The organism is Polycladospora coralii (genome assembly GCF_014773435.2).
Lineage (GTDB): Bacteria > Bacillota > Bacilli > Thermoactinomycetales > Thermoactinomycetaceae > Polycladospora > Polycladospora coralii.
In genome coordinates, this window is record NZ_JACXAG020000004.1 from 127,816 (window position 1) to 150,577 (window position 22,762).

The 22,762-nt window shown below is 40.1% G+C and carries 27 protein-coding genes; 21 read left to right on the forward strand and 6 right to left on the reverse strand.

What is annotated here, in order from left to right:
* Positions 1–144: 144 nt before the first annotated feature.
* Both IC619_RS10325 and IC619_RS10330 read left to right on the forward strand, forming a co-directional pair.
* The gene (locus tag IC619_RS10325) at positions 145–1,206 is read left to right on the forward strand and encodes an oxidoreductase (RefSeq protein WP_191139848.1); all 1,062 of its coding nucleotides are present in this window, start codon (positions 145–147) and stop codon (positions 1,204–1,206) included.
* Between the two features lie 343 nt (positions 1,207–1,549).
* Positions 1,550–2,272: a YetF domain-containing protein gene (locus tag IC619_RS10330; RefSeq protein WP_191139847.1), complete on the forward strand. Its 723-nt coding sequence runs from the start codon at positions 1,550–1,552 to the stop codon at positions 2,270–2,272.
* 5 nt (positions 2,273–2,277) lie between these two features.
* On the opposite strand, the gene IC619_RS10335 is transcribed toward IC619_RS10330, so the two are convergent.
* The 3 genes from IC619_RS10335 to IC619_RS10345 all read right to left on the reverse strand — a co-directional run bounded on the left by IC619_RS10335 (position 2,278) and on the right by IC619_RS10345 (position 4,932).
* Positions 2,278–2,733: a DUF441 domain-containing protein gene (locus tag IC619_RS10335; RefSeq protein ID WP_191139846.1), complete on the reverse strand. Its 456-nt coding sequence runs from the start codon at positions 2,731–2,733 to the stop codon at positions 2,278–2,280.
* Positions 2,734–2,828: 95 nt separating this feature from the next.
* The gene (gene comA / locus IC619_RS10340) at positions 2,829–3,632 is read right to left on the reverse strand and encodes a phosphosulfolactate synthase (protein ID WP_191139845.1); all 804 of its coding nucleotides are present in this window, start codon (positions 3,630–3,632) and stop codon (positions 2,829–2,831) included.
* Positions 3,633–3,675: 43 nt separating this feature from the next.
* Positions 3,676–4,932 (reverse strand): MFS transporter, encoded by a 1,257-nt coding sequence (locus IC619_RS10345; RefSeq protein ID WP_191139844.1) that lies wholly within the window; start codon positions 4,930–4,932, stop codon positions 3,676–3,678.
* Positions 4,933–5,073: 141 nt separating this feature from the next.
* On the opposite strand from IC619_RS10345, the gene IC619_RS10350 reads away from it, so the two are divergent.
* From IC619_RS10350 to IC619_RS10390, 9 genes are all read left to right on the forward strand, one after another.
* Positions 5,074–5,490, forward strand: a complete 417-nt coding sequence (locus IC619_RS10350; RefSeq protein ID WP_191139843.1) for a CD1247 N-terminal domain-containing protein — start codon at positions 5,074–5,076, stop codon at positions 5,488–5,490.
* A gap of 114 nt (positions 5,491–5,604) precedes the next feature.
* Positions 5,605–6,579 (forward strand): stage III sporulation protein AA, encoded by a 975-nt coding sequence (gene spoIIIAA / locus IC619_RS10355; protein WP_191139842.1) that lies wholly within the window; start codon positions 5,605–5,607, stop codon positions 6,577–6,579.
* Positions 6,576–7,094, forward strand: coding sequence for a stage III sporulation protein SpoIIIAB (gene spoIIIAB, locus IC619_RS10360; RefSeq protein WP_191139841.1), 519 nt, complete (start codon positions 6,576–6,578; stop codon positions 7,092–7,094). The genes spoIIIAA and spoIIIAB overlap by 4 nt, the downstream gene beginning before the upstream one ends.
* An 18-nt stretch (positions 7,095–7,112) precedes the next feature.
* Positions 7,113–7,319, forward strand: a complete 207-nt coding sequence (spoIIIAC, locus tag IC619_RS10365; RefSeq protein WP_191139840.1) for a stage III sporulation protein AC — start codon at positions 7,113–7,115, stop codon at positions 7,317–7,319.
* Positions 7,320–7,334: 15 nt separating this feature from the next.
* Positions 7,335–7,724, forward strand: a complete 390-nt coding sequence (gene spoIIIAD, locus IC619_RS10370; RefSeq protein WP_191139839.1) for a stage III sporulation protein AD — start codon at positions 7,335–7,337, stop codon at positions 7,722–7,724.
* Between the two features lie 12 nt (positions 7,725–7,736).
* On the forward strand, positions 7,737–8,930 hold the full coding sequence (gene spoIIIAE / locus IC619_RS10375) for a stage III sporulation protein AE (RefSeq protein ID WP_191139838.1): 1,194 nt from the start codon (positions 7,737–7,739) through the stop codon (positions 8,928–8,930).
* Positions 8,931–8,939: 9 nt separating this feature from the next.
* Positions 8,940–9,590 (forward strand): stage III sporulation protein AF, encoded by a 651-nt coding sequence (gene spoIIIAF / locus IC619_RS10380; RefSeq protein ID WP_191139837.1) that lies wholly within the window; start codon positions 8,940–8,942, stop codon positions 9,588–9,590.
* A gap of 1 nt (position 9,591) precedes the next feature.
* Entirely contained in the window at positions 9,592–10,206 is a 615-nt protein-coding gene (gene spoIIIAG / locus IC619_RS10385; protein ID WP_191139836.1) for a stage III sporulation protein AG, read from the forward strand.
* 14 nt (positions 10,207–10,220) lie between these two features.
* On the forward strand, positions 10,221–10,793 hold the full coding sequence (locus IC619_RS10390; protein ID WP_191139835.1) for a SpoIIIAH-like family protein: 573 nt from the start codon (positions 10,221–10,223) through the stop codon (positions 10,791–10,793).
* 43 nt (positions 10,794–10,836) lie between these two features.
* Here the strand turns inward: IC619_RS10390 and IC619_RS10395 are convergent, their stop codons facing one another.
* The 3 genes from IC619_RS10395 to IC619_RS10405 all read right to left on the reverse strand — a co-directional run bounded on the left by IC619_RS10395 (position 10,837) and on the right by IC619_RS10405 (position 14,160).
* A complete protein-coding gene (locus IC619_RS10395; protein ID WP_191139834.1) occupies positions 10,837–12,957 on the reverse strand; it encodes a heavy metal translocating P-type ATPase in 2,121 nt (706 codons plus the stop codon).
* A complete protein-coding gene (locus IC619_RS10400; protein WP_191139833.1) occupies positions 12,944–13,321 on the reverse strand; it encodes an ArsR/SmtB family transcription factor in 378 nt (125 codons plus the stop codon). Before IC619_RS10400 ends, IC619_RS10395 begins: the two co-directional genes overlap by 14 nt.
* A 152-nt stretch (positions 13,322–13,473) precedes the next feature.
* Entirely contained in the window at positions 13,474–14,160 is a 687-nt protein-coding gene (locus tag IC619_RS10405) for a YjjG family noncanonical pyrimidine nucleotidase (RefSeq protein ID WP_191139832.1), read from the reverse strand.
* A 167-nt stretch (positions 14,161–14,327) separates the two neighbouring features.
* Here IC619_RS10405 and IC619_RS10410 point away from each other — a divergent pair, with 167 nt between their 5' ends.
* From IC619_RS10410 to IC619_RS10455, 10 genes are all read left to right on the forward strand, one after another.
* Complete coding sequence (locus IC619_RS10410; protein WP_191139831.1) at positions 14,328–14,924, forward strand: TetR/AcrR family transcriptional regulator; 597 nt, start codon at positions 14,328–14,330, stop codon at positions 14,922–14,924.
* A gap of 46 nt (positions 14,925–14,970) precedes the next feature.
* Positions 14,971–16,092, forward strand: a complete 1,122-nt coding sequence (locus IC619_RS10415) for an FAD-dependent monooxygenase (protein ID WP_191139830.1) — start codon at positions 14,971–14,973, stop codon at positions 16,090–16,092.
* 194 nt (positions 16,093–16,286) lie between these two features.
* Positions 16,287–16,778 (forward strand): acetyl-CoA carboxylase biotin carboxyl carrier protein, encoded by a 492-nt coding sequence (accB, locus tag IC619_RS10420; RefSeq protein WP_191139959.1) that lies wholly within the window; start codon positions 16,287–16,289, stop codon positions 16,776–16,778.
* A gap of 17 nt (positions 16,779–16,795) precedes the next feature.
* The gene (gene accC / locus IC619_RS10425; RefSeq protein WP_191139829.1) at positions 16,796–18,163 is read left to right on the forward strand and encodes an acetyl-CoA carboxylase biotin carboxylase subunit; all 1,368 of its coding nucleotides are present in this window, start codon (positions 16,796–16,798) and stop codon (positions 18,161–18,163) included.
* Positions 18,156–18,527 (forward strand): Asp23/Gls24 family envelope stress response protein, encoded by a 372-nt coding sequence (locus IC619_RS10430; RefSeq protein WP_191139828.1) that lies wholly within the window; start codon positions 18,156–18,158, stop codon positions 18,525–18,527. The genes accC and IC619_RS10430 overlap by 8 nt, the downstream gene beginning before the upstream one ends.
* Before the next feature lie 119 nt (positions 18,528–18,646).
* A complete protein-coding gene (gene nusB, locus IC619_RS10435; protein WP_191139827.1) occupies positions 18,647–19,048 on the forward strand; it encodes a transcription antitermination factor NusB in 402 nt (133 codons plus the stop codon).
* A 174-nt stretch (positions 19,049–19,222) separates the two neighbouring features.
* Positions 19,223–20,068: a bifunctional methylenetetrahydrofolate dehydrogenase/methenyltetrahydrofolate cyclohydrolase FolD gene (gene folD, locus IC619_RS10440; RefSeq protein ID WP_191139826.1), complete on the forward strand. Its 846-nt coding sequence runs from the start codon at positions 19,223–19,225 to the stop codon at positions 20,066–20,068.
* An 8-nt stretch (positions 20,069–20,076) separates the two neighbouring features.
* Positions 20,077–21,441, forward strand: a complete 1,365-nt coding sequence (gene xseA, locus IC619_RS10445; protein WP_191139825.1) for an exodeoxyribonuclease VII large subunit — start codon at positions 20,077–20,079, stop codon at positions 21,439–21,441.
* A complete protein-coding gene (gene xseB, locus IC619_RS10450) occupies positions 21,434–21,685 on the forward strand; it encodes an exodeoxyribonuclease VII small subunit (protein WP_191139824.1) in 252 nt (83 codons plus the stop codon). The genes xseA and xseB overlap by 8 nt, the downstream gene beginning before the upstream one ends.
* Positions 21,643–22,578 carry a polyprenyl synthetase family protein gene (locus IC619_RS10455; protein ID WP_191139823.1) on the forward strand — a complete coding sequence of 312 codons (936 nt, stop codon included), beginning with the start codon at positions 21,643–21,645 and terminating at the stop codon, positions 22,576–22,578. Before xseB ends, IC619_RS10455 begins: the two co-directional genes overlap by 43 nt.
* The last annotated feature ends 184 nt before the right edge of the window (positions 22,579–22,762 follow it).

Below are 22,762 nucleotides of genomic sequence, written 5' to 3' on the forward strand. Positions count from 1 at the left end.
ATACTGTACTTTAATAAGGTGCAGTTTAAAATCTACATATTAAGTTAACCGAGGCAACTGATTTAATTTGGAGAAATTGTGTAGCACGTGTATGGCGAATTTGTAAAACGATATTAAATCTAGTGTGAGAAGGAGATTGAAGAGATGTCAAAAACGGTTGAAATAAATAAATTTTTAGAACCAGCTAAGCTAGGTGAATGGAATTTACAAAGTCATGTTGCGATGGCTCCATTAACACGCTGTTTTGCTGATTTGGAGACAGGGATAGTTGGCGAAGATGTGGTTGAATATTATCGTAAACGTGCAGCAGATGGCGTCGGTCTTATCATTACAGAAGGGATCGTCATTAGTCAAAGGGGTAGAGGAAATCCTGGTGTTTCAGGACTATATTCGAATGAACAGATTGCGGCTTGGAAAAAAGTAACTGATGCGGTACACGCAGAGGGTGGAACGATTGTTGCTCAGATTTGGCATGTCGGACGTCTTTCTCATCATGAACTCACAGGTGGAGTGGCACCGCTTGCTCCATCAGCGATACAAGCGCAAGGAGATGTGAGTCGACTAGGAAAACCGTTTTCTATGCCTGAGGAAATGAGTCAGCAGGATATACAAGAGGTGCTTGATCAATATGCACAAGCAGCGCAAAATGCTTTAGCGGCAGGATTTGATGGTGTAGAAATACATGGAGCGAATGGTTATCTCATCGATCAATTTAATACGGATTTGACGAATCAACGCACCGACCGGTATGGAGGCGATTTGAAACAGCGTCTCACATTTATGAAAGAAGTCATCCGTACGGTAATAGATGTAGTGGGTACAAAACGCACCATTATACGTTTCTCAGCAATGAAAGTGGATAACTTGGCTTATATGTGGGAAGATCCAGAGCAAGCCATTGCTACATTTATGGATGCATTTAAAGAAGTAGGCGTAACTAATATTCACTTATCCATAGTTGATTTTACCCAAGTCGTTGCAAATGGTATGACTCTCAATCAACTTGTGCGTAAATATTGGGATAAAGTCATTATAGGTGTAGGGAGTATCACACCACAAATTGCTGAAGACGCTTTGCAAGAAGGGTTGATTGATTTAGCAGCAATTGGTAGACCGTTAATTGCGAATCCCGATTATGTGCATCGTGTGAAAAATGGTATGACACTAGAAGATTATGATGTACAGCAACTTTTTACTTTAGTCTAATAAAAAAAGCACATGTCACGCACGTGATGTGTGCTTTTTTGTTTGATAGAGGTTTTCTGCAAATTCACAGGTTGCTATTAGCTGATGTTACGTGCGCTTCATCATATTGCTTGCCATAGGACTGCTACATGGACAAGCGATTGCCGGAAAGTTAGGTCCTCGCATCACATTTATGCTAAACAAGGATATCAAATTTCTGAAATTTTATCATATAAACAAACAAATTTTTTGCGCTATCGTATGATAAAAGACCTTAACTCTCTTTCCGGAGTAGTATGAATGAATTTTTGTAAGTGAGGGATCAATAAAGGAGAAGATGCAATGTTTGGTAGGAGGTTTTTCCATGGCATTTATTCAAGTTTTTTACCAGACATTAATCGCTTTCCTTACTGTAATGATCATTACGCGTATTCTGGGGAAACAACAAATTGGTGAAATGACTTTCACGGAGTACGTAAATGGCATTACATTTGGCTCTATTGCAGCTAATCTGGCAACAGAACTGGATCAAAATATTGTGCAACATATAATATCGCTCATCATGTTTGGTGTGCTTACATACGGAGCATCTTGGCTTGCGCTCCATAATCGTAAAGCGCGAAAACTCCTTCAAGGTGAACCGATTGTAGTGATTAAAGATGGTAAATTACTGGAAAAAAACTTACAAAAAACAAGGTTTACGCTTATCGATATTACACAGTTATTGCGTGGGAAAGAAGTGTTTAACATCGATGATGTCCAGTATGCCATTCTCGAAAATGATGGGACATTATCGGTTATGCTAAAGCCTGATAAACAACCTTTAACTCCGCAAACAAACAGACGAAACAATCCAACTGAACCTCAAATTCCGACTGAACTCGTAGTTGACGGGCAAGTGATTTATGAAAATTTACGTCGTATCGGTCAATCTGGCAAATGGTTAATGGAGCAACTTAAAGCACAAAAATCGATCCAGTCTATTCAAGATGTATTTTACGCAACTTTGGATAGTGAAGGGAAACTATATATCGATTTGCGCGATGATCATATCAAGCGAGAAAAGGTAGATCGTTCCTTTTTATGATGGACTCACTGTGTGATGAAATGAAATAGTTTGTACAAAAGTGCAGTGATGCCAGCAGCCATGAGGGGACCTACTGGAATGCCTCTAAAAAACAAGATACCAATCATCGAACCAAATACAATCCCGATGATGATTTGAGGCTCCAATTTAATTAAATCAAGACCACTGCCATTCGTATAGGTAGCTAAAATACCACCTACTAAAGCAATTAAACCAATTGGGGAAGAAAGCACATCAAATATTTCCTTCGACGTAATTTGACCTGAAGCAAAAGGTACTAATATGGCTATGGTCAAAAAAAGCAAGCCAAACTCTAAACCGCGACGCTCAATTAGGGGATATATCCGTTCTAAGTCAATCAATCTTAATATGAGTAAAAAGCTGGCAGCTGTAGCTATCAAATGTGATCTGCCGACGATACCGATGCCGATCATGCAGACTAAAATAAACTCTGGCTTCATGGAGATACTCCTTGTCCAAAAGGTATTGCTTCATTCTATGTGCGAGAAATAGAAAACATGAGGAGAATCGAACATAATCGATGCTCCTCTGTTTACTAGACACGCTGTACGAGATGGTAGGTATCTGAACGTAATCCACGGCGTAAAGATTCAATGGAAAAGATATCAGCAGGAGAAATGTTTCCAAAATTAAGCAGGGGGCCTAATGATTGAATGAGAGCGATTTGTTGACTTTTTAAGGGGGCTTCCCAGAAGACGATTGCCATATCCATTTGTTGTTTACATTTTTCTATATCTCGGATCGAAATGTCGCCATACTTATCGTAAACACCTACGTCGATTCCGGATTCACGGCCTTCTATGATAACAAAACTCGCTCCACTGTGGAGATCGCGGTGATAAAGGTCGATCATCTCATCCAGTTGTAAAGCTTGGTTGTTATCTTTTTTTCCGACTTCTGTAATCACTTGTAAACCGTGATCAGTTGCATATTTTATCATTTCATTTCTTTCATAAATGGGAATTGTAATGGTGCCATCTGAAATTTCAACCCACTTTAACTTCATATTCTTTATCATATTAAAATAATCACGAATCAAATTGGATTGATATGCAATTTCAAATAACGTTCCGCCGAAGTAAAGGTTAACATTATACTGGGTACAAAGTTCGATTTTAGTTTGTAAAATTTGAGGAGGCGTAAGGACTGCTGTTCCAAATCCGAGCTTAATAAAATCAATATATGCATGTGAAATTTCTAACAAATCCCGGAAGGCATTTAGTCCTAATCCTTTATCCATCACCATTGTATTTCCTGTAGTGCGGGGTTTATGAACATGACGAATCCCGCTAGGATCTCTTAAACAACTAGCATCAAAAATTTGTCTGAGATCTTGCATCTCCATCACCACTTTTCTTTTTAAGAAATATCGTATGCGTGTTTTATGGAGAGTATAGCCGTTTCTTTCGCAAAAGGAGACGTGAATGGCCATTTTTCCCGCGTAAATGTTGCGGGTTTTCAATAAGATGGTAAGAGAAAAAAATTGCAATCAGAAGTATCGTTGCATTTCCGATAAATAATAACTTTGGAGAAGAAATCAGAGCGCCATAAATGGGAGGTCCGAGAGCTACACCAAGAAAACGAACACTACCATACAAGGAGGTTATGATGCCACGTTCTTGTAATCCAATTGCTGAGGTTATCATCGTGTTCAGGCATGGGAGTACGAGGCCGCTTCCTAGACCCATAAGGGCTGTTATGCTAAGTAGAAGATACAATTTCGTAAACCAAGGAAGTAGTAACAATGATAAAGCGATAACCCCAAGTCCTCCGATAATGAATCGTTTTGTGAGAAAGGCAGAATGACCGATTTGCTTACCTGTCCAATAAGAGACCGCTGATAAACTTAAAAGAGGGATGGATAAATAGATCCCTTTCCCTACACCCACAAGATGAAATGTTTTTTCTAGATAATCGGATATATAAAAAAGAACACCAAATAAGGAAAAAAGCACTATTGAACCCGAGGCAAAGGAGATAAATAACCACCTACCGTGAACCCGAAATATTTTTTTTATATTCTTTTTGTACTGATGCAGTGGTAATCCTTGCGTATGTATACTCTCTTCTATTTGATACCATAGCAACAAAATAATAGGGAGTGTCAGGATTGGAAAAAGAAAAAACATGGCATACCAACTGATCAGACCCAAAATAGATCCCAATATAGGACTAAGTACTTTCCCCATTGCATTTGCAGCTTCAATGATGCCTAATGCTTCACTTCGTTTTTCTTGTTGATAGAGATCACTAGTTAGAACCATAGCGATCGGAGCTGTACCAGCGGCACCAATTCCTTGTAAAATGCGTGAAAGAAGAATGGCGATATAAGATCCATCCCCCCAGATCGAAGCGAGACCTGCGAGAAGTCCACCTGCTCCATATAGGAGCAAACCTACCGCAATCACTTTTTTTCTCCCAATGCGATCAGATAATATCCCAGCAAGGGGTATCGTTATCGCTGCAGGTATAGAGAAAAGTGTGATCAATAAACTGACTTGGAAAGGTGATACTTGTAAAGTGCGACTAATAGCTGGTAATACGGGGATCAGCATGGAGTTCCCTAGTACCATGATCACCGGAACGGAACTCAGAATGGCTAATGTTCGAGCAGTAGGTGTTTGTTGTTGCGTTTTCATTTCATCTCATCTCCTATTCACCGCTTAGAAGTAGTCTTTCACAAATTGCCCAATGTTATCTCCAAAATGTCATCGTATGGAAAAACAAATTGCGGTCACACTAACAGATAAATTGAGCAGCTTTGAAAGGAGTTTTTGAAGATGTTTGAGGAGTTAAGGAGAGAGCTATCGTATGTCAGAGGGTTGCTGGAAGGACAATCTAATGATCGATCGGTCGATAGTAAAGTCGTACATCGCTTAATCGATGTATTAGACGAAGTGATTTTATCCGCAAAACAAACTACATTACGTCAAGATGAGCTCGAAGAATATGTAGAAGCAATTGATGAAGATCTAAATGATGTGGAACTTCTTATATATGATGATGAATTAGATGATGGTCTTGATTTTGTATGCCCAGAGTGTGGTGAAGATGTCTCCATTGATTTCGATGACATGGAGGATGATTCAATTGAACTGCTCTGCCCCAAATGTCACACCGTTTTAAAGATAGAAGATGTATCAAATGCTCTTGACGAAGATAACGTATTAGAGGCAGAAGATGAAGTAATCATGTAATTCAGCCCCCCTTTTCATATCGAAAGGGGGGCTTCTAAATTAGCTTGTCATATTTGATGGACTAGGTCATATAGATGAAATTAAAAAGAAGTAGGCTTTGACAGGAGGTGCTCCATGTCATTAAAGGAAATTTATCAGGTCCTACCCCCCATATTGCGTGAGCAAATTCAATCTTTACCTAGGACCATTCAGGAAAGTTTAGAAGAGATTCGTGTTCGCCAATCGCGTCCACTAGAAGTGATTACATCAGAACAAAATTGGTTTGTTAATGCGAATTGTCAATTAAGTGCACAACCGCAAAATCCAATTATTCCCACAAAGGAAGATTGTAGTCAAATGGTTAATCTCATTAGCCGACATTCTCTGTATGCCTTAGAGGAAGAACTTAGAATGGGTTTTATTACCGTAGAGGGTGGTCATCGCATTGGGATTGTGGGAAAAGTAACCATTGAAGGAGGGAAAGTAAAAATAATTCGTGATTTGACTGGATTTAATATTCGAATTGCGAAACAAATCAAAGGTGTTGGAGAAGGATTAATTCCTTTTATTTTTACATCTGCGACCATCCACAACACACTTATCGTCTCGCCACCACAATGTGGAAAAACGACTTTGTTACGTGATTTAACCCGTATTGCGAGTACGGGAAGTGATGTCCATCGTGCCGTAAAGGTAGGTTTAGTAGATGAACGCTCAGAGATTGCAGGTTCTATTCATGGTGTACCACAGTTAGATATAGGGGTTAGAACAGATGTTCTGGACGCGTGTCCCAAAGCAGAAGGAATGATGATGATGATCCGATCGATGTCTCCAGAAGTTCTGGTTTTTGATGAGATTGGACGCGTAGAAGATCGGGAAGCGATTCAAGAAGCGATTTTTGCAGGGGTGAAAATTTTTACGACTGTACATGGCCAATCAATCGAAGAAATTCAAAAGAGACCCTTACTTGCACAGCTACTAGCAGACAAAGCTTTCACACGTATTATTATCTTAAATCGGGGTAAGGGACCGGGAACGATCGTTGCAATCTATGATGAATCATTACGAAGTATACGGTTAAATGGTGCTGTGGGGATGACCCTGTTATGATCAAATGGATTGGAGCAATGCTTATTTTCGGTAGCTCTACGTGGATCGGTTTGCAACAAGCCAAACAATTGGCAAAGCGTCCATTGGAAATTCGACAACTTCGCACCTGTTTATCTTTACTCGAAACCGATATCAGTTATGGGACCAAACCATTAGCTGATGCGTGCTTAGATATCGCTTCGCGAGAGGATCACCTGATATCCACCTTATTTGCGGAAATGAGTAAGTATTTAAGTGATCTTAACGGGCAATCAACTTTTACATGTATTCAAGCAGCGGTTGATCAAGTCTGGCCTGAAACGGTGATGGGTTCCACAGAGAAAAGAATACTGCTCGATTTAGCGAAGGTATTAGGCGCATCGGATCGAGAGAACCAATTAAGCCATTTGACCATCGCGATCAAAAGTTTAGAGGCGCAAGAAGAACACGCCAAAGCAGAACAGCTAAGGTATAGCAAAATGTATCGAACCATCGGTGTGTTAGCAGGGACACTTATTATATTATTGATGATTTAGTAGGGTTGGGGGATCCGTATGCCTTATCAATTAGATTCTGTTTTTCAAATTGCTGGAATTGGCATTATTGTAGCGATGATCCATACGATTTTAAAACAAATGGGAAAAGAAGATTTTGCGCATTGGGTAACGCTATTTGGATTTGGTGTCGTGTTGTTTATGGTAGCCATGTTATTACAAGATCTCTTTAATACGATAAAAGATGTGTTCCTTTTCCGTACATGATAGGAGTTGATCCGCTTGGAAATCATCCAGGTGGTGGGATTAGGTTTGATTACAACTTTTCTTGTATTAATTTTACAAGAAGAAAAACCAGTATTTGCTTTTATGCTGGCTACATTTGTTGGCATTACAATCTTCATTTCAATTGCAACACGATTAGGTGAAGTGATTGGTGTGATCCAACACCTGGCTCAATTGGCACATGTCAATGATTTATTTATGGAAACCATTTTAAAAATCATTGGCATTTCGTATATTGCAGAGTTTGGTGCTCAAGTAACACGTGATGCAGGACAAGGTTCAATCGCTTCCAAAATCGAACTAGCTGGTAAAGTATTGATCATGGTTATGGCTATTCCGATTGTAACCATTATTGTCGAAACAATCGTAAAAATACTACCTACGTGAGGTCGGGAGTGAATGCGAAATTATGTAAGGATCCTCGCTTGTCTGCTCTTCTTATTTGCATTTCCCATGACTGTACTGGGGATTGAAGGTGGAGAGCAGCCAGGAGAAGGCGTGACAGATCAGTTAATCCGTTCACAATTAAACGAGTTACAAACGGAGGAAGTAGAGACTTTTTGGAAGCAATTACAACACGATTATGGGCGTTATTTTGAAGGGGAGACACCGCAAAGTTTATTCGAACATTTATTATCGGACTCCAATGAGTTAGATACAAGTGATGTTATGACAGCTTTTTTCAAGTATTTTGTGCATGAAGTACTATACAATGGCAAATTGCTCGGTACGATTTTAGTGTTGACCGTACTCAGTATGATTTTACAAACCTTACAAACTGCATTTGAAAATAATCAGATCAGTAAGGTAGCGTATGCGGTTGTGTTTATGGTCGTCATAATTTTAGCTGTAGATAGTTTTACAATTGCACTTGATGAAGCCAAATTAGCCATTAGTCGGATGAATAGTATCATGATGTCTCTTATTCCACTGATGCTTACTTTAATGGTGGCAATGGGGAATATCGGAAGTGTTTCCATGTTTCATCCCCTCATTGTGTTTATGATTCACATGATTACGACAGTGATTTATACATTTGTTTTTCCATTATTGTTTATTTCAACCATTCTAAGTGTTGTCAGTAGTATGTCGGACAAGTATCAGGTGAATCAGCTGGCCTCTTTATTGCGAAAAATGGGCATTACGATACTTGGTGGATTATTAACCATCTTTTTAGGTGTGGTCTCGATACAAGGTGCAACGGCTGCCGCAACAGATGGTGTAACGATTCGTACTGCAAAATATATTACTGGAAACTTTGTGCCGGTGATTGGACGAACGATATCAGATGCAGCGGATACAGTAGTGAGTGCATCGTTACTTGTGAAAAATACAATTGGACTGGCGGGATTATTGATTCTGTTATTGGCATGTGCTTTTCCAGCGATCAAAATTCTTTCACTTGCGTTCATTTACAATTTTTCGGCTGCGGTGATGCAACCGCTTGGTAATAGTCCCATTATCGAAAGCTTAAATGTGATAGGTAAAACATTTATATACATTTTTGCTGCACTGGCCATTGTTGGACTAATGTTTTTTTTAGCGATCACAATGATTATTGCTGCCGGTAATATATCCGTCATGATGAGGTAGGGGATTTAGGTGATTAGCTGGTTAAGTGATTGGGTACAACAAATTGTATTGATCGTATTGATTGCGGGTTTTGTGGATCTTATTCTGCCGAATACAGCAATGGAAAGATATGTGAAGCTGGTTATGGGGCTACTCATCATACTTGCTATTTTATCTCCGCTTCTCGGTCTCTTAGGTAAGGAATATGATTTATCTGAGCTTGCCCTGCAACAAGAAAAAGAGAGTGGAGCCTTGGGCATGGATTCACTTCGTTTCATTCAATCAAAAAGCGAGGAGTTAAAGAAAACACAAATGGAGCAAATTGATGAGCGAACCATAGAAACGATGAAAAGCATGATCCAACAACAACTTAAACAACATTTTTCCATTCAAACGAGTGAGGTCGTTATAGCATTACATCAGAATGAACAACAAACAAAAGAAATTAAAAGTATTTATGTCATGATCACAGAACTGAAAGATGATGAGACACAGGTGAACCACATTGAGCCTGTTAAACCGATACAAATTGGCAAGGATACGTCACAGAAAGTAGAAGATGAACCAAGCGATGAGGTGAAAAAACAACTTGATGAGATTCAACATTACTTGATGCGCTATTGGGGCTTAAATCCTGAACAGGTCGTTGTAAAGCAAGACGGGAGTGAAGGAGGGAACTAATATGTTTCAGCGTTTTTTTTCAAAAGATGAGAATCAAGGGCCAGGTGAAAAAAAAAAGAAAAAGCTTGGTTATCTTATCGTACTTGGATTCATAGGAATCTTAGTAATGGCTTTTCCCACTTTCATTGAAAAAAAAGATCATCTAAATGAGGGATTACAAGAGTTTCACACTGTGGAAGAAACAAAGGCAACTTCTGCAACCGGTTTAGAGCAAACGATGAAAGCTTATGAGGAAGATTATGAAAAAGAGCTATCTGACATCTTAACTAAAATTGTAGGGGTGGATGATGTTTCAGTTGTTATTAATTTAGATTCGACGGATGAAGAAGTTTATCAGATCGAGGTACAGGAATCTGAACAGGTCACAACTGAAACGGACAAAGCTGGAGGAAACCGGCAGATTACGCAACATACAAACGATAAAAAAACGGCTTACTATCGTTCGGATGATGGCGAAAAACCGGTTGTCATTAAACGATTAAAGCCTCATGTACGCGGTGTCCTTGTAGTCGCACGAGGAGTAGAGAACTTACAGGTAAAAGCAGCAGTAATCGAAGCCATTCAACGTACTTTAGAAGTCCCAATGCACCGAATTGCTGTTATGCCTAAGGGATAAGAGGAGGAATAAGCATGTCAATGAATAAACAAACAGTATGGCTTGTATCCATGTTGACACTGATGGTTGTACTATCTGCTTATTATATGGTGACAGGACCTATTGAACCTACTAACCAGTTGGTTGAAGGAGAGGATTTAGCTACAAATGGTAGTGAGGTGAAAGTAGATATAAAACCTTTAGAGCAAGCAACAGAAGCGCCCACAGCACAAGAGGCAAATTTGCCAAAACAAAGTGGAGATGATTACTTTGTCGCTTACCAGTTACAACGAAATACATTGAGACAAAAAATGACTGAAGAATATATGAATGTGTTAACCGATCCTAAAGCATCCAAGGAGCAGTTGGCAGAAGCGGAAGAAAAAATTGAACAATTGGTAAAAGTAGATAATGCAGAGTCTGTACTAGAAGAATTAATTCGTAAGGAAGGTTTTCCTGATGCAGTCGTGGTGAGTAACAACCCAAATGTCGATGTTGTGGTACAATCGAAAAAACTGAGTAATGAACAAGCTGTAAAGTTGATTACATTAGTCAAACAACAACTTAATGTTTCTTCTAACCAGATTTCCGTTACCTATCGGCAGTAGTTAAATGGTCCTTGCTAATCGCGGTTAGCAAGGACCATTTTGTTTACGACTTAACGCGTAATAAACGCAAGGAGTTGAGGGCTACAATTAAGGTTGCGCCCATATCAGCAAAGACAGCCATCCATAGTGTGAGCCATCCCGGAATAATGAGTAGTAACGCCAAGATTTTGAGAGCCAGCGAAAAGGTTATGTTTTCTTTGATAATGCGAAGCGTTTTACGGCTCAAACGTATCGCATAAGGGAGTTTTTTTAGATCATCTCCCATCAAGGTAATGTCAGCAGTCTCAAGAGCAGTATCTGTTCCGGCTCCTCCCATAGCCATTCCGATGTTAGCTGAAGCGAGGGCAGGTGCATCGTTTACACCATCACCGATCATCGCCACATGCTTGCCTTCATCGCGCATCGCTTTGATACGGTCTAATTTGTCTTTAGGCAATAAATTTGCTTCCACTTGGCTGATGCCGATTTGCTGGGCGATGGCTTGTGCAGTGGCTTGATTATCACCTGTAAGCATGACTGTCGATGAAATGCCAAGCTTGGGTAATGCTTTCAGAACGGCTTTACTCTCCTCTCGAATTTCATCTGCAATCCCGATCATACTAAGCAACTTTTGGTCTGTCCCCAGTAGAACGACAGTTTTACCGTTTTGCTGTAAGGACAAAATCTGCTCTTTAACCACTTGATTGAGGTGCTGAGGCCATTTTTCCATAAATAAGGAAGGGCTACCGAGATAATAAACTACACCTTCAATGGTTGCGTGTACGCCTTTACCTGTGAGCGATTGGAACTGTTGTAGAGGATAGAATGCTACTTGTTCGGTCTGTGCCTTTCTTACAACAGCAGCTGCTAACGGATGTTGCGCGTTTTTTTCAATTGATGCGGCGATGCTAAGATGGTGTTTCGCTTCCGTTTCCTCAAACGAGATGAAATCAGTGACAGCAGGTAATCCTTTTGTAAGTGTACCTGTTTTATCAAAGGCAATTGCATTGAGTAAACCCAACTGTTCCAGGTGTATCCCACCTTTAATGAGCACACCATTTTTGGCCGCATTACCGATTGCAGTGACGATGGCGATGGGCGTCGATATGACGAGTGCACATGGACATCCCACTACAAGCACCGCTAGTCCCCGATAGATCCAATCTTCCCAAGTGCCATTAAAAAAGAGAGGTGGGACGATCGCAATCAAAATCCCCAAAATTAAAATCGCTGGGGTGTAGTACTTTGCAAATCGATCTACAAATGCCTGTGTAGGGGCTTTTTCTGCCTGCGCTTCTTCCACTAAGTAAATGATTTTAGAAATGGTGTTATCAGAAACGTGCTTGGTTACTTCGATTTCTAGATAGCCTTCTTCGTTTAGCGTACCTGCAAAAACTTCATCCCCAATCTCTTTTGTGACGGGGATAGATTCACCTGTAATGGCAGCTTGGTTGATACTGGAGTGGCCCAGCCGAACGATGCCGTCCATGGCTATCTTTTGTCCGGGTTTCACAAGCAGAATATCCCCAATTTCAATCTCATTTACGGCGATTTGCATTTCCGCTTGTCCACGACGAATCAGCGCTTCTTTGGGGGTTATATTCATGAGAGAACGAATCGAATCACGCGCTTTATCCATAGAAAATGTTTCAAGCGCTTCACTGATCGCAAACAAAATGACGACAGTTGCCCCTTCTCCCCATTCACCGATTGCAGCGGCGCCTAGGACAGCAAGTGTCATGAGGGTGTTCATGTCAAATTCTAGCCGCACCAAATTTTTTATTCCTTTAAGAAATAGCTTTCCTCCACTTAGGAACATAGAAGTAAGGAAAAACAGAATAGAGAGTTGACTATTTTCAGAAAGCGTGATGCTTGTATAAAAACCGGTAAGTAGCAAAAGAATGGATGTAAGCAGGAACCAGTTACTTCTTTTCTTCCAGAATGGTAAGGAGGGCTTTTGTATAGGTCCTTGATCTGGTGTTAAGGTTAAATTTTCAAATTCTCCAGCTTTTTCTAGAGCGGAATGAGTAGCTGATCCATACACGGTTACTTTCGCTGCACCAAAATTTACTTTTGCGTCCGTAACACCAGGTACGGTTTTTAAGTTGTTTTCAAATTTTGTAGCACAACCAGCACAAGTAAAACCATGGACGCGAAACACTTGTTTCTGTTCAGTTTGAGACATGTTGGTGAGCCTCCTTGTGATGAATAAAAGCAATTTCTACTAATTGCTTAACGTGGTCGTCATCTAATGAATAGAAGACTTGTTTTCCTATTTTACGATATTTGGCTAGCCCTAGTTTGCGAAGAAGTCGTAAGTGATGGGACGTCGTGGCAATTGAAGATTCGATGATTTCTGCTACGTCACATACACATAATTCCTGTTCTTCTATAAGCGCAAATGCAATTTTAAGTCGGGTTGGGTCAGACAAAGCTTTAAAAAGCTGTGATGTACCTATAAAGTCTTCATTTGCAAGCGTCTTCTTGGCATTCGATATTTTTTTTGGATTTATAATAGAAACCTCGCATTGATCATTTTGCGCTTTCATCATAATCACTCCGCATATTCAAATGTACATTTGAATAAATCATAAGGGTAAAACACATATTAGTCAAATGTTCATTTGAATGTTTAGGCGGTTCCATCCAATACAAAGCCCGATTGTTTACCATCACAATCGGGCTTTGTATGAAAGCTACCTTATTTTAAAATCGGGTAGAGTTCTTCAAGATGATGAATTTCATATGTAGGATGAATGGTTGTTTCATTATGTTTGCGACTCGGGTTAAACCAACATGTATCTAATCCTGCTTGCTGACCGCCCTTAATATCAGCGGTGAGTGAATCACCTATGATCAGTCCTTTTTTATCAGAAAAATGAGGGATACGAGCAAAGACATAGTCGAAAAAAGCTTTCATTGGTTTTTGATAGCCGGTATCTTCAGATACGAAGATATCTTTAAAAAAATGATCTAATTTTGCACTGCGTAAGCGCTTATACTGTGTTGTCGATACGCCGTTCGTCACAATGTATAGATCATGGTGATGATGTAAATTGGAAATGAGTTCAAAGGCACCTTCCATCAATTCGTGACCTTTTTCTAAAAAATGACGATATTTCGTTTCCATCATACGACCATCTTCCTGCTGCCCATAAGTTTCTAATAAGAGAGAGAAGCGTGTGTTTAAAACCTGTTCACGACTCATGTGTCCATTTTCATAGGATTGCCATAGTTTTTGATTGATGGTTTTGTAATGCGTTTCATGTTCTGATGTGAATGGTAGTTGATAATTGGCAAATAACAAACGTAAAGCATCGCGCTCAGCAGCGGCGAAATTAAGTAAAGTATCATCTACATCGAAAAATAGAGTTTGATATTTTTCCAAATCGAATCCTCCGTTCGAATTAACCATGAGAAGGCTAGGGTTGTCAGTATGGAGCCATAAATACAGCTTGAGTATAACATGTTCTTTTCTGGTATTGACATAGAATCATCATCTATTTTAATATGACTGTAGTCATAAAATGACTACAGTCATATAGAGGTGAGTTCATGAAATGGAGTGAAGCAAGGAAAGCAGAATTAAAGATGTCTATATTTCAAACTTCCATCCATTTATTTGAGGAAAAAGGGTATGAAAGCGTATCCGTTGATCAAATCACCAAAGTGTGTGGAATTGCCAAAGGGACGTTTTATAATTATTTTTCAAGTAAAGAGGATATTTTATTCTATTTTGGAGAGTCACAGATGGAGCAGGTTCTTCAGTTTTTAGAAAAGGATATGCCTGATGGAGATATTAAAATGAGGTTATTACATCTGTTTGAAGCATTGTTTAATCGGATTCATGAGGAGTCTCATTTAGTCAAAAAGGCGATGCGTCAACTTTTACAATCAGCAAGTTTACGACAAAAAGAATTTAAGACAATCCATGCATTTTATATGAAACTAGTAGAATTGATTACGCAAGCACAACAACAGCAACAAATTTCGTCAAAATGGAAGGTAAAGGAAATAGCTAAATTGATTCATGGTTCGTATTTTCAATTGCTATGGTTATGGATGCATACGGAAATTGAACTGGAAGAAGTAAAAAGAACATTTAATAATCAAATGGAAATCATTTGGGAAGGGATTGCAAGGGATAGATGAGGTAAGAGAGGATCATAAAAAAGGAAGAACAGGAGGAATAAGGAAGATGGCATCTTTTATCATTATTGGAGCGGGGATTGGCGGTTTGACAGCTGCAAATGCCCTCATGAATACGGGGCATGAAGTTCATGTATATGAATCCTATCCCAAACTTAAACCAAGCGGGATGGGGATTACCTTGGCACCTAATGCTTTTAAAGCCCTTTCTTTTCTCAATTTTGTAGAGGATATTAAGAAAGTCGGAAAGCCCCTCGACTCATTTCAAATACGTTCTGAGACCGGCAATTTATTAAGTGCGATCCAATCAAATGAAAATATAACAATGGCTTTTCATCGCGCAGACTTATACGTATCCTTGTTTCAAAGGTTACCTAATGGTATCGTGTCCTTTAATAAAAAGTGTGTGGATTTTAAACAGGATCAGAATGGTGTTAAAGTGACTTTTGCTGATGGTAGTCATACAAAAGGAGATTATTTACTGGGGGTAGATGGCATTCACTCGATGATACGCCAAAAGATTGCACCCTCAATTTCACCTCAGTTTGCGGGGTATACGTGTTGGCGAGGCATTTCAAAACGAGGAGATATTTTAAAATCGCCAAATATTGCGATGGAAACATGGGGGCCTAATGGACGCTTTGGCATTGTGCCTCTGAGAGAGAATCAAATCTATTGGTTTGCAGTCACGAATGCAGCTGAAAACAGTAAGCGCATGAAAAAATATAGTAAATCAGATTTAGTGTTACATTTTGAGGGCTATCACGAACCGATTACACAAATCATTGAACAAACAGAAGAAGAAGCGATCGTACGGAATGACCTTTACGATTTACCGAAAATGAATCGCTATGCTTATGATCGTATTTTGTTGATGGGAGACGCAGCCCATGCGATGACGCCAAACTTGGGACAAGGTGCTTGTCAGGCTATGGAAGATGTCGCTGTATTATCCATGTGTATGAAACGGCAATTGCCTATAAATGAGGCGTTTGTAGCATTTGAAAAAGAGAGAATCAAGCGTGTACAAAAAATTGTAGATCGATCACGCCTAATGGGGAGAGTGGGACAAATGAATCATCCTGTTGCTCGTAAACTTCGAAATGGGATCATGACATTGATTCCCGATCGTTTGCGCGTAAAACAGATAGATGAGTTGTATCAAATTTAATATAAAGCGGTTGATAACCCTCTTTATTGGTCATAATAGATACCGATAAAGAGGCTTGCTTTGAATTCCTGAATATTCCATAATAAAGCGCTTTCACCACTAGTCAAATGCACGTAAAAACGGTATGCTAAAGTAGATTTAGTGAATGATGATGGCATACATAGAATAGGAGTGAATGGACGTTGCAATTTAAGATGCATGAAATTCGTGAACTCATTCGATTAATTGACGAATCAAGCATTACGGAACTAAAACTAAAAAATGAACATGGCAAGATCAAAATTAAAAAAGAAGACCAGAAGGTGGCGTCTATTTCTTCACCAGTCGTTGCAAGTGAAGAAGCTAAACCTTTACCAGAAACGAAGCAGGAAAAAGTAGCCTCGGCTGTACAAAAAGTAGCAGAGGAAAAAGCGGAAACCATTACCGATATACAAGAAGATAAAAATTTACATCAAATTGTATCGCCAATGGTAGGTACTTTTTATCGTGCTTCATCCCCTGATGCCGATCCCTATGTAAAAGAAGGAGATCATGTTACTGAAAAAACAGTTGTTTGTATCGTAGAAGCGATGAAATTGATGAATGAAATTGATGCTGATGTGAAAGGGGAAGTTATCAAAATCTTAGTAGAAAATGGACAATTGGTGGAATATGGGGAACCCCTATTTTTAATTAAAAAAGATTAGTCTGGGGAGGAAAGCGTATGTTTAAAAAAGTGCTGATTGCAAACCGCGGAGAGATTGCAGTGCGCATCATTCGAGCTTGTCGTGAACTAGGAATTGCAACAGTAGCTGTATATTCAGAAGCTGATCGCGACGCACTTCATGTCACTTTAGCTGATGAGGCTTATTGTATCGGCGCAGCACCATCTTCAGGAAGTTACTTAAATATGACAAACTTGTTAAGCACAGCTACGCTAACTGGAGCGGACGCTATTCACCCAGGTTATGGATTCTTAGCTGAAAATGCCGATTTTGCTGATCTGTGTAAAGCATGTAATATTACTTTTATTGGACCTCCCTCAGAAGCGATTCTGAAGATGGGAGATAAGACAACAGCCAGAGAGACCATGAAAGAAGCAGGTGTCCCGGTGGTTCCCGGAACAGAAGGCGTTATTCTAGATCATAAAAGTGCGTTAGAGACGGCAGCAACCATAGGTTATCCCGTCATTGTAAAAGCAACAGCGGGCGGTGGAGGTAAAGGAATGCGAATCGTTCACAGTGAAGATGAATTGATTCGTGCGATTACTTTAGCACAAAAAGAAGCAGAAGCGAACTTTGGTAATGCTGGTGTTTATCTGGAAAAATTTTTAGATGAGCCACGTCATATTGAAATTCAAGTTTTTGCTGACCAACATGGGAATGTGATTCATTTGGGCGAAAGAGACTGCTCCATTCAACGACGCTATCAAAAGTTAATTGAAGAGGCACCTTCCCCAGCATTAAGCATAGAATTAAGAGAACGGATGGGAAAGGCCGCAGTGCTGGCTGCACAATCTGTGACGTATACAGGCGCAGGTACAGTAGAGTTTTTATTGGATAAAGAGCAAAATTTTTACTTTATGGAAATGAATACAAGAATCCAAGTCGAGCATCCTGTAACTGAAATGGTAACGGGTCTAGATCTGGTCAAGGAGCAAATACGGGTAGCAGCGCAGTTGCCACTTTCGATATCGCAAGAGGAAGTACAGATTCAAGGTTGGTCGATTGAGTGTCGTATCAATGCAGAACGACCAGAGAAAAATTTTATGCCATCACCAGGGATAATTGAATTATATCTCCCATCAGGTGGAATCGGGGTTCGAGTTGATAGTGCCTGTTATACAGGATATAAAATTCCTCCGTACTATGATTCCATGATTGCGAAGTTAATCGTTTGGGGCAAAGATCGCTCTGAAGCACTGGCTCGTATGAGTCGCGCTCTAAAAGAGTTTGCTGTTGAAGGGGTACATACGACCATCCCTTTTCATGAAAAATTGATTCAACATCCACGCTTTGTTGAAGGTGACTTTCACATTCAGTTCCTGGAAAAAGAATACTTAAACGAGAGGAGCAGTGTTACAGATGAGTGAAATCATTAACTTTAATGAGACAAATTTGGGTACAGTAGAGATTGCACCCGAAGTGATACAACTCATTGCGGGTATCGCGACATCAGAGGTGGCTGGTGTGGTATCAATTAATGGTGGGGTAGTAAGTGATTTGAATCAGCTATTTCGGCGCAAAAATATTTATAGAGGAATTGCTGTTCACTTAAATGATGAGCTTAAAATTGAGATGTCAATTACAGTTGAATATGGAAATCGCATCCCTGATTTGGCCCGTGAGGTTCAAGAAAAAGTAAAAAATGCGGTTGAGTCGATGACCGGATTACAAGTTGAGCAAATTTTAGTTCGCGTTGAAGGCGTTCGTCTCCCTCCAGAATCGACTGAATAAAATAATGAAAAACAGAAGTACAACTTGATTTTTATAGATAACTTTGGTATTTTAACGAAATAGGATGTGACGAAGTACCGAGTCGAAAACGGCTCGGGTTTCTTTTTGGAGGATAGCTGATGAGTAGGAGAACATCTAGAGAAACTGCCTTACAAGCCTTATATCAGATGGATTTTCATGAAAACGAAGAAAATGGCATTATGAAAGAGCGTGCGAAAACATTAAGCGATGAAGATTTGGGTTTTTATACCCATTTGCTGCAAGGCATCCAAACGAACAAACAGCAAATTGACCACGAGATCGAACAATATTTAAAAAAAGGATGGTCACTTTACCGCTTAAGCTCAATTGATAGAGCGATTTTGCGATTAAGTACCTTTGAACTTTTGTTTGACAATACACCTAAAAGTGTGGTTTTAAATGAAGCTGTTGACTTGGCAAAATCTTTTTCAGGAGAAGAATCTAGCCGCTTTATTAATGGTATACTAGGTGCACTCGTGAAAAGTTTAGAATCAAAATAAGGAGCATCGTGATCCACGCTAAAAGAGTCTCTCCATGAATAAAAATGAAGAGTCTCTTTTTTGATAAATAAAACGAACATATGATCGAGTGTGCCTTTACATAAATTGGTTAAGCAGATAGAATGAGAGGGTATAATCTTCGAATCTCAATCCAATTATAGAGGTGTGGAGCCGATGTCATATCAACTCATTGATGGAAAAGGAATAGCTGCAAAAATTCGATTAGAATTAAAAGAAGAAGTCGATTATCTCATTCAGCAAGGTATTACACCGGGGTTAGTCGTCATACTGGTAGGCAATCATCCTGCTTCAGAATCTTATGTAAAAGGAAAAATCAAAGCTTCTGCAGAAGTAGGCATCGATTCACAACTTATCCGTTTACCTGCTGAGATTACTGAGACTGAATTACTAGCACGAATCGTTGCATTAAATGAAGATCCTTCTGTTGATGGCATTTTGGTACAACTGCCATTACCTGATCATATCGATGCGGATCGTGTGATTCAGACGATTGATCCTAAAAAAGATGTAGATGGCTTCACGCCTATCAATATGGGGAATCTTGTAATTGGACAAGAAGCGTTTATACCCTGTACACCCGCAGGGATTATGGAATTATTCAAACGATACGAAATTGATGTCGCCGGAAAACATGCTGTAGTGATCGGTCGTAGCAATATTGTAGGAAAACCGATTTCACTTCTACTTCAGCAAGCAAATGCGACAGTGACCATGTGTCACTCACGCACGCGTGATCTGCTAAAATTTACACAACAAGCCGATATTATTATTGCTGCAGTTGGACGTGAACATATGCTTACATCTGACTATATAAAACCTGGAGCGGTTGTAATCGATGTAGGTATTAATCGTAATGCGGAAGGGAAATTAGTAGGAGATGTTAAGTTTGACGAGGTTGCGCCTTTAACGAAAGCGATTACGCCAGTTCCAAAAGGTGTAGGACCTATGACGATTGCAATGTTAATGGCGAATACTGTACTTGCAGCAAAGCGTAGGTGAAACTACTGATGAGTAGTACCAGTGAAAAAGAAATTTGGAGTGTCCATAAGCTTAATACTTATTTGTTGAATCAAATGAACCAAGATGAGATACTGCAGAAATTGTGGATTGAGGGTGAGATTTCTAATTTCTCACAACATCGCGCGAGTAAACATATGTATTTTACCTTGAAAGATGAACATGCCAAAATCAAAGCGGCTATGTTTGCAGGTCAGAATCGACGACTGCGTTTTAAACCACAGAATGGCGATCGTGTCTTGATTCGTGGCAATGTATCTCTTTATGATCGGGAAGGTCAGCTTCAGCTATATGTTCAAGATATGCGCCAAAGTGGGATGGGAGATTTACATATTGCATTTGAGCGCCTCAAAGAACAACTTTTACAGGAGGGGCTGTTTTCTCGTAGTAAAAAGCAATTACCAGATCTTCCGCGAACGGTCGGTGTGATCACATCTGCACACGGTGCGGCTGTACGTGATATCGTGACAACGATGAAAAGACGTTATCCGCTTACTCATGTCCTGATTTATCCAGTAGCTGTACAAGGGATAAATGCCGCTACCGAAATTGCACATGCCATTGATGAAATGAATCGCCTGGATGAATGTGACGTGTTAATCATCGGTAGAGGCGGAGGCTCCATCGAAGAACTATGGGCATTTAATGAAGAGGTGGTCGCTCGTAGTATCGATCGCTCAAGTATTCCAATCATTTCTGCTGTGGGACATGAAACGGATACGACCATTAGCGATTTTGTGGCAGATTGTCGCGCTGCAACACCGACAGCTGCGGCCGAATTAGTTGTCCCTCACCAAATCGATATGCGTGAACGTTTAGATCGTATTCAAACGAGTATGCGACGCACGATACAAAACGGTTTACTTCAGCGGCAGAAGCGTTTGCAAACCAACATGGGCCGTCCTGTTTTTCAACAACCAAATGCGAGATTATACCAATATGCACAGCGATTAGATGATTTATATATGCGATTAGGACAAGCGTATAAAGGGTTGGTTAAGGATCATCGCAGTCGGCATCAGTTATATGCTTACCGTTTACAAGCGGAGCATCCGATGAAGCGCTTAAAGCTGATAAGAGAAAAACTAGAGCGATTTAAACAGACCAACTTGGGTATGATGCAACAACACATTGAAAGAGATCGTAATCATCTTACACGGTTAATATCCAACTTAGATGCACTTAGTCCATTGCGCGTGATGCAACGTGGATATGCGATCGTACATCGACATGGATCAACAAAATTAATAAAATCGTACCAGGACGTTAAACCGGGTGACCTCATTCGGGTGCGGTTAGCCGAAGGTCAGTTGAAGTGTCAAATTTGGAAAACAGAGGAGGTTCAGGATGAGTGATAAACGAGATATGAATCAACTTCCCTTTGAACAAGCACTTGAACGCTTAGAGAATGTCGTAGAACATTTAGAAAAAGGGGATACCCCCTTGGAAGAAGCAATTCAACTTTTTGATGAAGGTATGAAATTGGCTCATGCATGCAATAAAAAGTTAGAGTGGGCAGAGCAAAAAGTCGAGCTATTGGTACAAGAAAATGGCGAATGGAAAAAAGAACCATTTCTGTCAGAGGAGGACGCAGAGTAGTGCTGACAGTGAAAGATTATATGAAAGATAAAGCTGTATTAATTGACTCGGAGATGGAGCGTTACCTCAAGCAAAAGGAGCATGTTCCAGAGATTTTGATTGAGTCCATGCAATATTCATTGATAGCAGGTGGAAAGCGGCTAAGGCCGATTCTTGTACTGGCAACCGTTCATGCATTAGGTGGTGAGGAAGAGAAGGCACTGCCATTTGCCTGCGCAATTGAAATGATTCATACTTACTCGCTCATTCATGATGATTTACCTGCAATGGATAATGATGATTATCGACGGGGAAAGAAAACGAATCACAAAGTTTTTGGAGAAGCACAGGCTATTCTAGCTGGTGATGCATTGCTCACAGAAGCGTTTGGGCTGTTAGTAGCAGGAATTCGCAGTGCGGGACTTGAATTGGATACCGCGCTCTCTGTTATCGAAGAAGCTTCGAGATTTGCTGGTATGCATGGTATGATTGCCGGACAAGTGAGTGACTTACTTAGTGAAAATAAAAAAATCTCATTAGAAGAATTAGCGCACATTCACAAGCGAAAAACAGGTGATTTAATTGCGTTTGCAGTGCGCACAGGCGCACGTATTGCGGGCGCAGATGAGATGACGCTTGAGGGACTAACACGCTATGCATATGGGCTGGGTCTGGCCTTTCAAATTCAAGATGATATCCTCGATGTGATTGGCGATCAAGCGGTATTAGGTAAGCCAGTTGGTAGTGACATCGAGCAAAATAAATCGACATATCCAGCGCTTATCGGACTTGAAGAATCCAAGCAAAAATTAGCAGTGGTGACACAAACAGCGAAAGAAGAACTAGAAAAACTACCGATTGATGCCACCCAATTACTTGCACTGGCTGACTATCTTTTGGTTCGTAAAAAGTAAGTTTGGATTCCACCATACTATCACATAAATAATTATGCTATAATAAATCTGACTTGTAGGAGTGGAGCAGTATTCTAGTCGGCTCACCACCTCTGAAGGCGGGCCTAAAAATCCGCTAAAGGGCACATCGATGAAGTTCTTGGTGTTGGCTTCTAGCGCCCAGCTAGGGGTTGATGCTGAGAGT

Bases quoted from the DNA above. Each gene is read 5' to 3' on its own strand.
- spoIIIAC (WP_191139840.1), top strand. From the start codon at position 7,113: ATGCCTTATCAATTAGATTCTGTTTTTCAAATTGCTGGAATTGGCATT.
- xseA (WP_191139825.1), top strand. From the start codon at position 20,077: ATGAGTAGTACCAGTGAAAAAGAAATTTGGAGTGTCCATAAGCTTAAT.
- spoIIIAE (WP_191139838.1), top strand. From the start codon at position 7,737: ATGCGAAATTATGTAAGGATCCTCGCTTGTCTGCTCTTCTTATTTGCA.
- IC619_RS10335 (WP_191139846.1), bottom strand. From the start codon at position 2,733: ATGAAGCCAGAGTTTATTTTAGTCTGCATGATCGGCATCGGTATCGTC.
- IC619_RS10325 (WP_191139848.1), top strand. From the start codon at position 145: ATGTCAAAAACGGTTGAAATAAATAAATTTTTAGAACCAGCTAAGCTA.
- accB (WP_191139959.1), top strand. From the start codon at position 16,287: ATGCATGAAATTCGTGAACTCATTCGATTAATTGACGAATCAAGCATT.
- IC619_RS10430 (WP_191139828.1), top strand. From the start codon at position 18,156: ATGAGTGAAATCATTAACTTTAATGAGACAAATTTGGGTACAGTAGAG.
- accC (WP_191139829.1), top strand. From the start codon at position 16,796: ATGTTTAAAAAAGTGCTGATTGCAAACCGCGGAGAGATTGCAGTGCGC.
- nusB (WP_191139827.1), top strand. From the start codon at position 18,647: ATGAGTAGGAGAACATCTAGAGAAACTGCCTTACAAGCCTTATATCAG.
- IC619_RS10350 (WP_191139843.1), top strand. From the start codon at position 5,074: ATGTTTGAGGAGTTAAGGAGAGAGCTATCGTATGTCAGAGGGTTGCTG.
- IC619_RS10455 (WP_191139823.1), top strand. From the start codon at position 21,643: ATGGAAAAAAGAACCATTTCTGTCAGAGGAGGACGCAGAGTAGTGCTG.
- IC619_RS10345 (WP_191139844.1), bottom strand. From the start codon at position 4,932: ATGAAAACGCAACAACAAACACCTACTGCTCGAACATTAGCCATTCTG.
- spoIIIAB (WP_191139841.1), top strand. From the start codon at position 6,576: ATGATCAAATGGATTGGAGCAATGCTTATTTTCGGTAGCTCTACGTGG.
- IC619_RS10400 (WP_191139833.1), bottom strand. From the start codon at position 13,321: ATGAAAGCGCAAAATGATCAATGCGAGGTTTCTATTATAAATCCAAAA.
- IC619_RS10415 (WP_191139830.1), top strand. From the start codon at position 14,971: ATGGCATCTTTTATCATTATTGGAGCGGGGATTGGCGGTTTGACAGCT.
- IC619_RS10390 (WP_191139835.1), top strand. From the start codon at position 10,221: ATGTCAATGAATAAACAAACAGTATGGCTTGTATCCATGTTGACACTG.
- comA (WP_191139845.1), bottom strand. From the start codon at position 3,632: ATGCAAGATCTCAGACAAATTTTTGATGCTAGTTGTTTAAGAGATCCT.
- folD (WP_191139826.1), top strand. From the start codon at position 19,223: ATGTCATATCAACTCATTGATGGAAAAGGAATAGCTGCAAAAATTCGA.
- IC619_RS10410 (WP_191139831.1), top strand. From the start codon at position 14,328: ATGAAATGGAGTGAAGCAAGGAAAGCAGAATTAAAGATGTCTATATTT.
- spoIIIAG (WP_191139836.1), top strand. From the start codon at position 9,592: ATGTTTCAGCGTTTTTTTTCAAAAGATGAGAATCAAGGGCCAGGTGAA.
- IC619_RS10395 (WP_191139834.1), bottom strand. From the start codon at position 12,957: ATGTCTCAAACTGAACAGAAACAAGTGTTTCGCGTCCATGGTTTTACT.
- spoIIIAA (WP_191139842.1), top strand. From the start codon at position 5,605: ATGTCATTAAAGGAAATTTATCAGGTCCTACCCCCCATATTGCGTGAG.
- xseB (WP_191139824.1), top strand. From the start codon at position 21,434: ATGAGTGATAAACGAGATATGAATCAACTTCCCTTTGAACAAGCACTT.
- IC619_RS10330 (WP_191139847.1), top strand. From the start codon at position 1,550: ATGGCATTTATTCAAGTTTTTTACCAGACATTAATCGCTTTCCTTACT.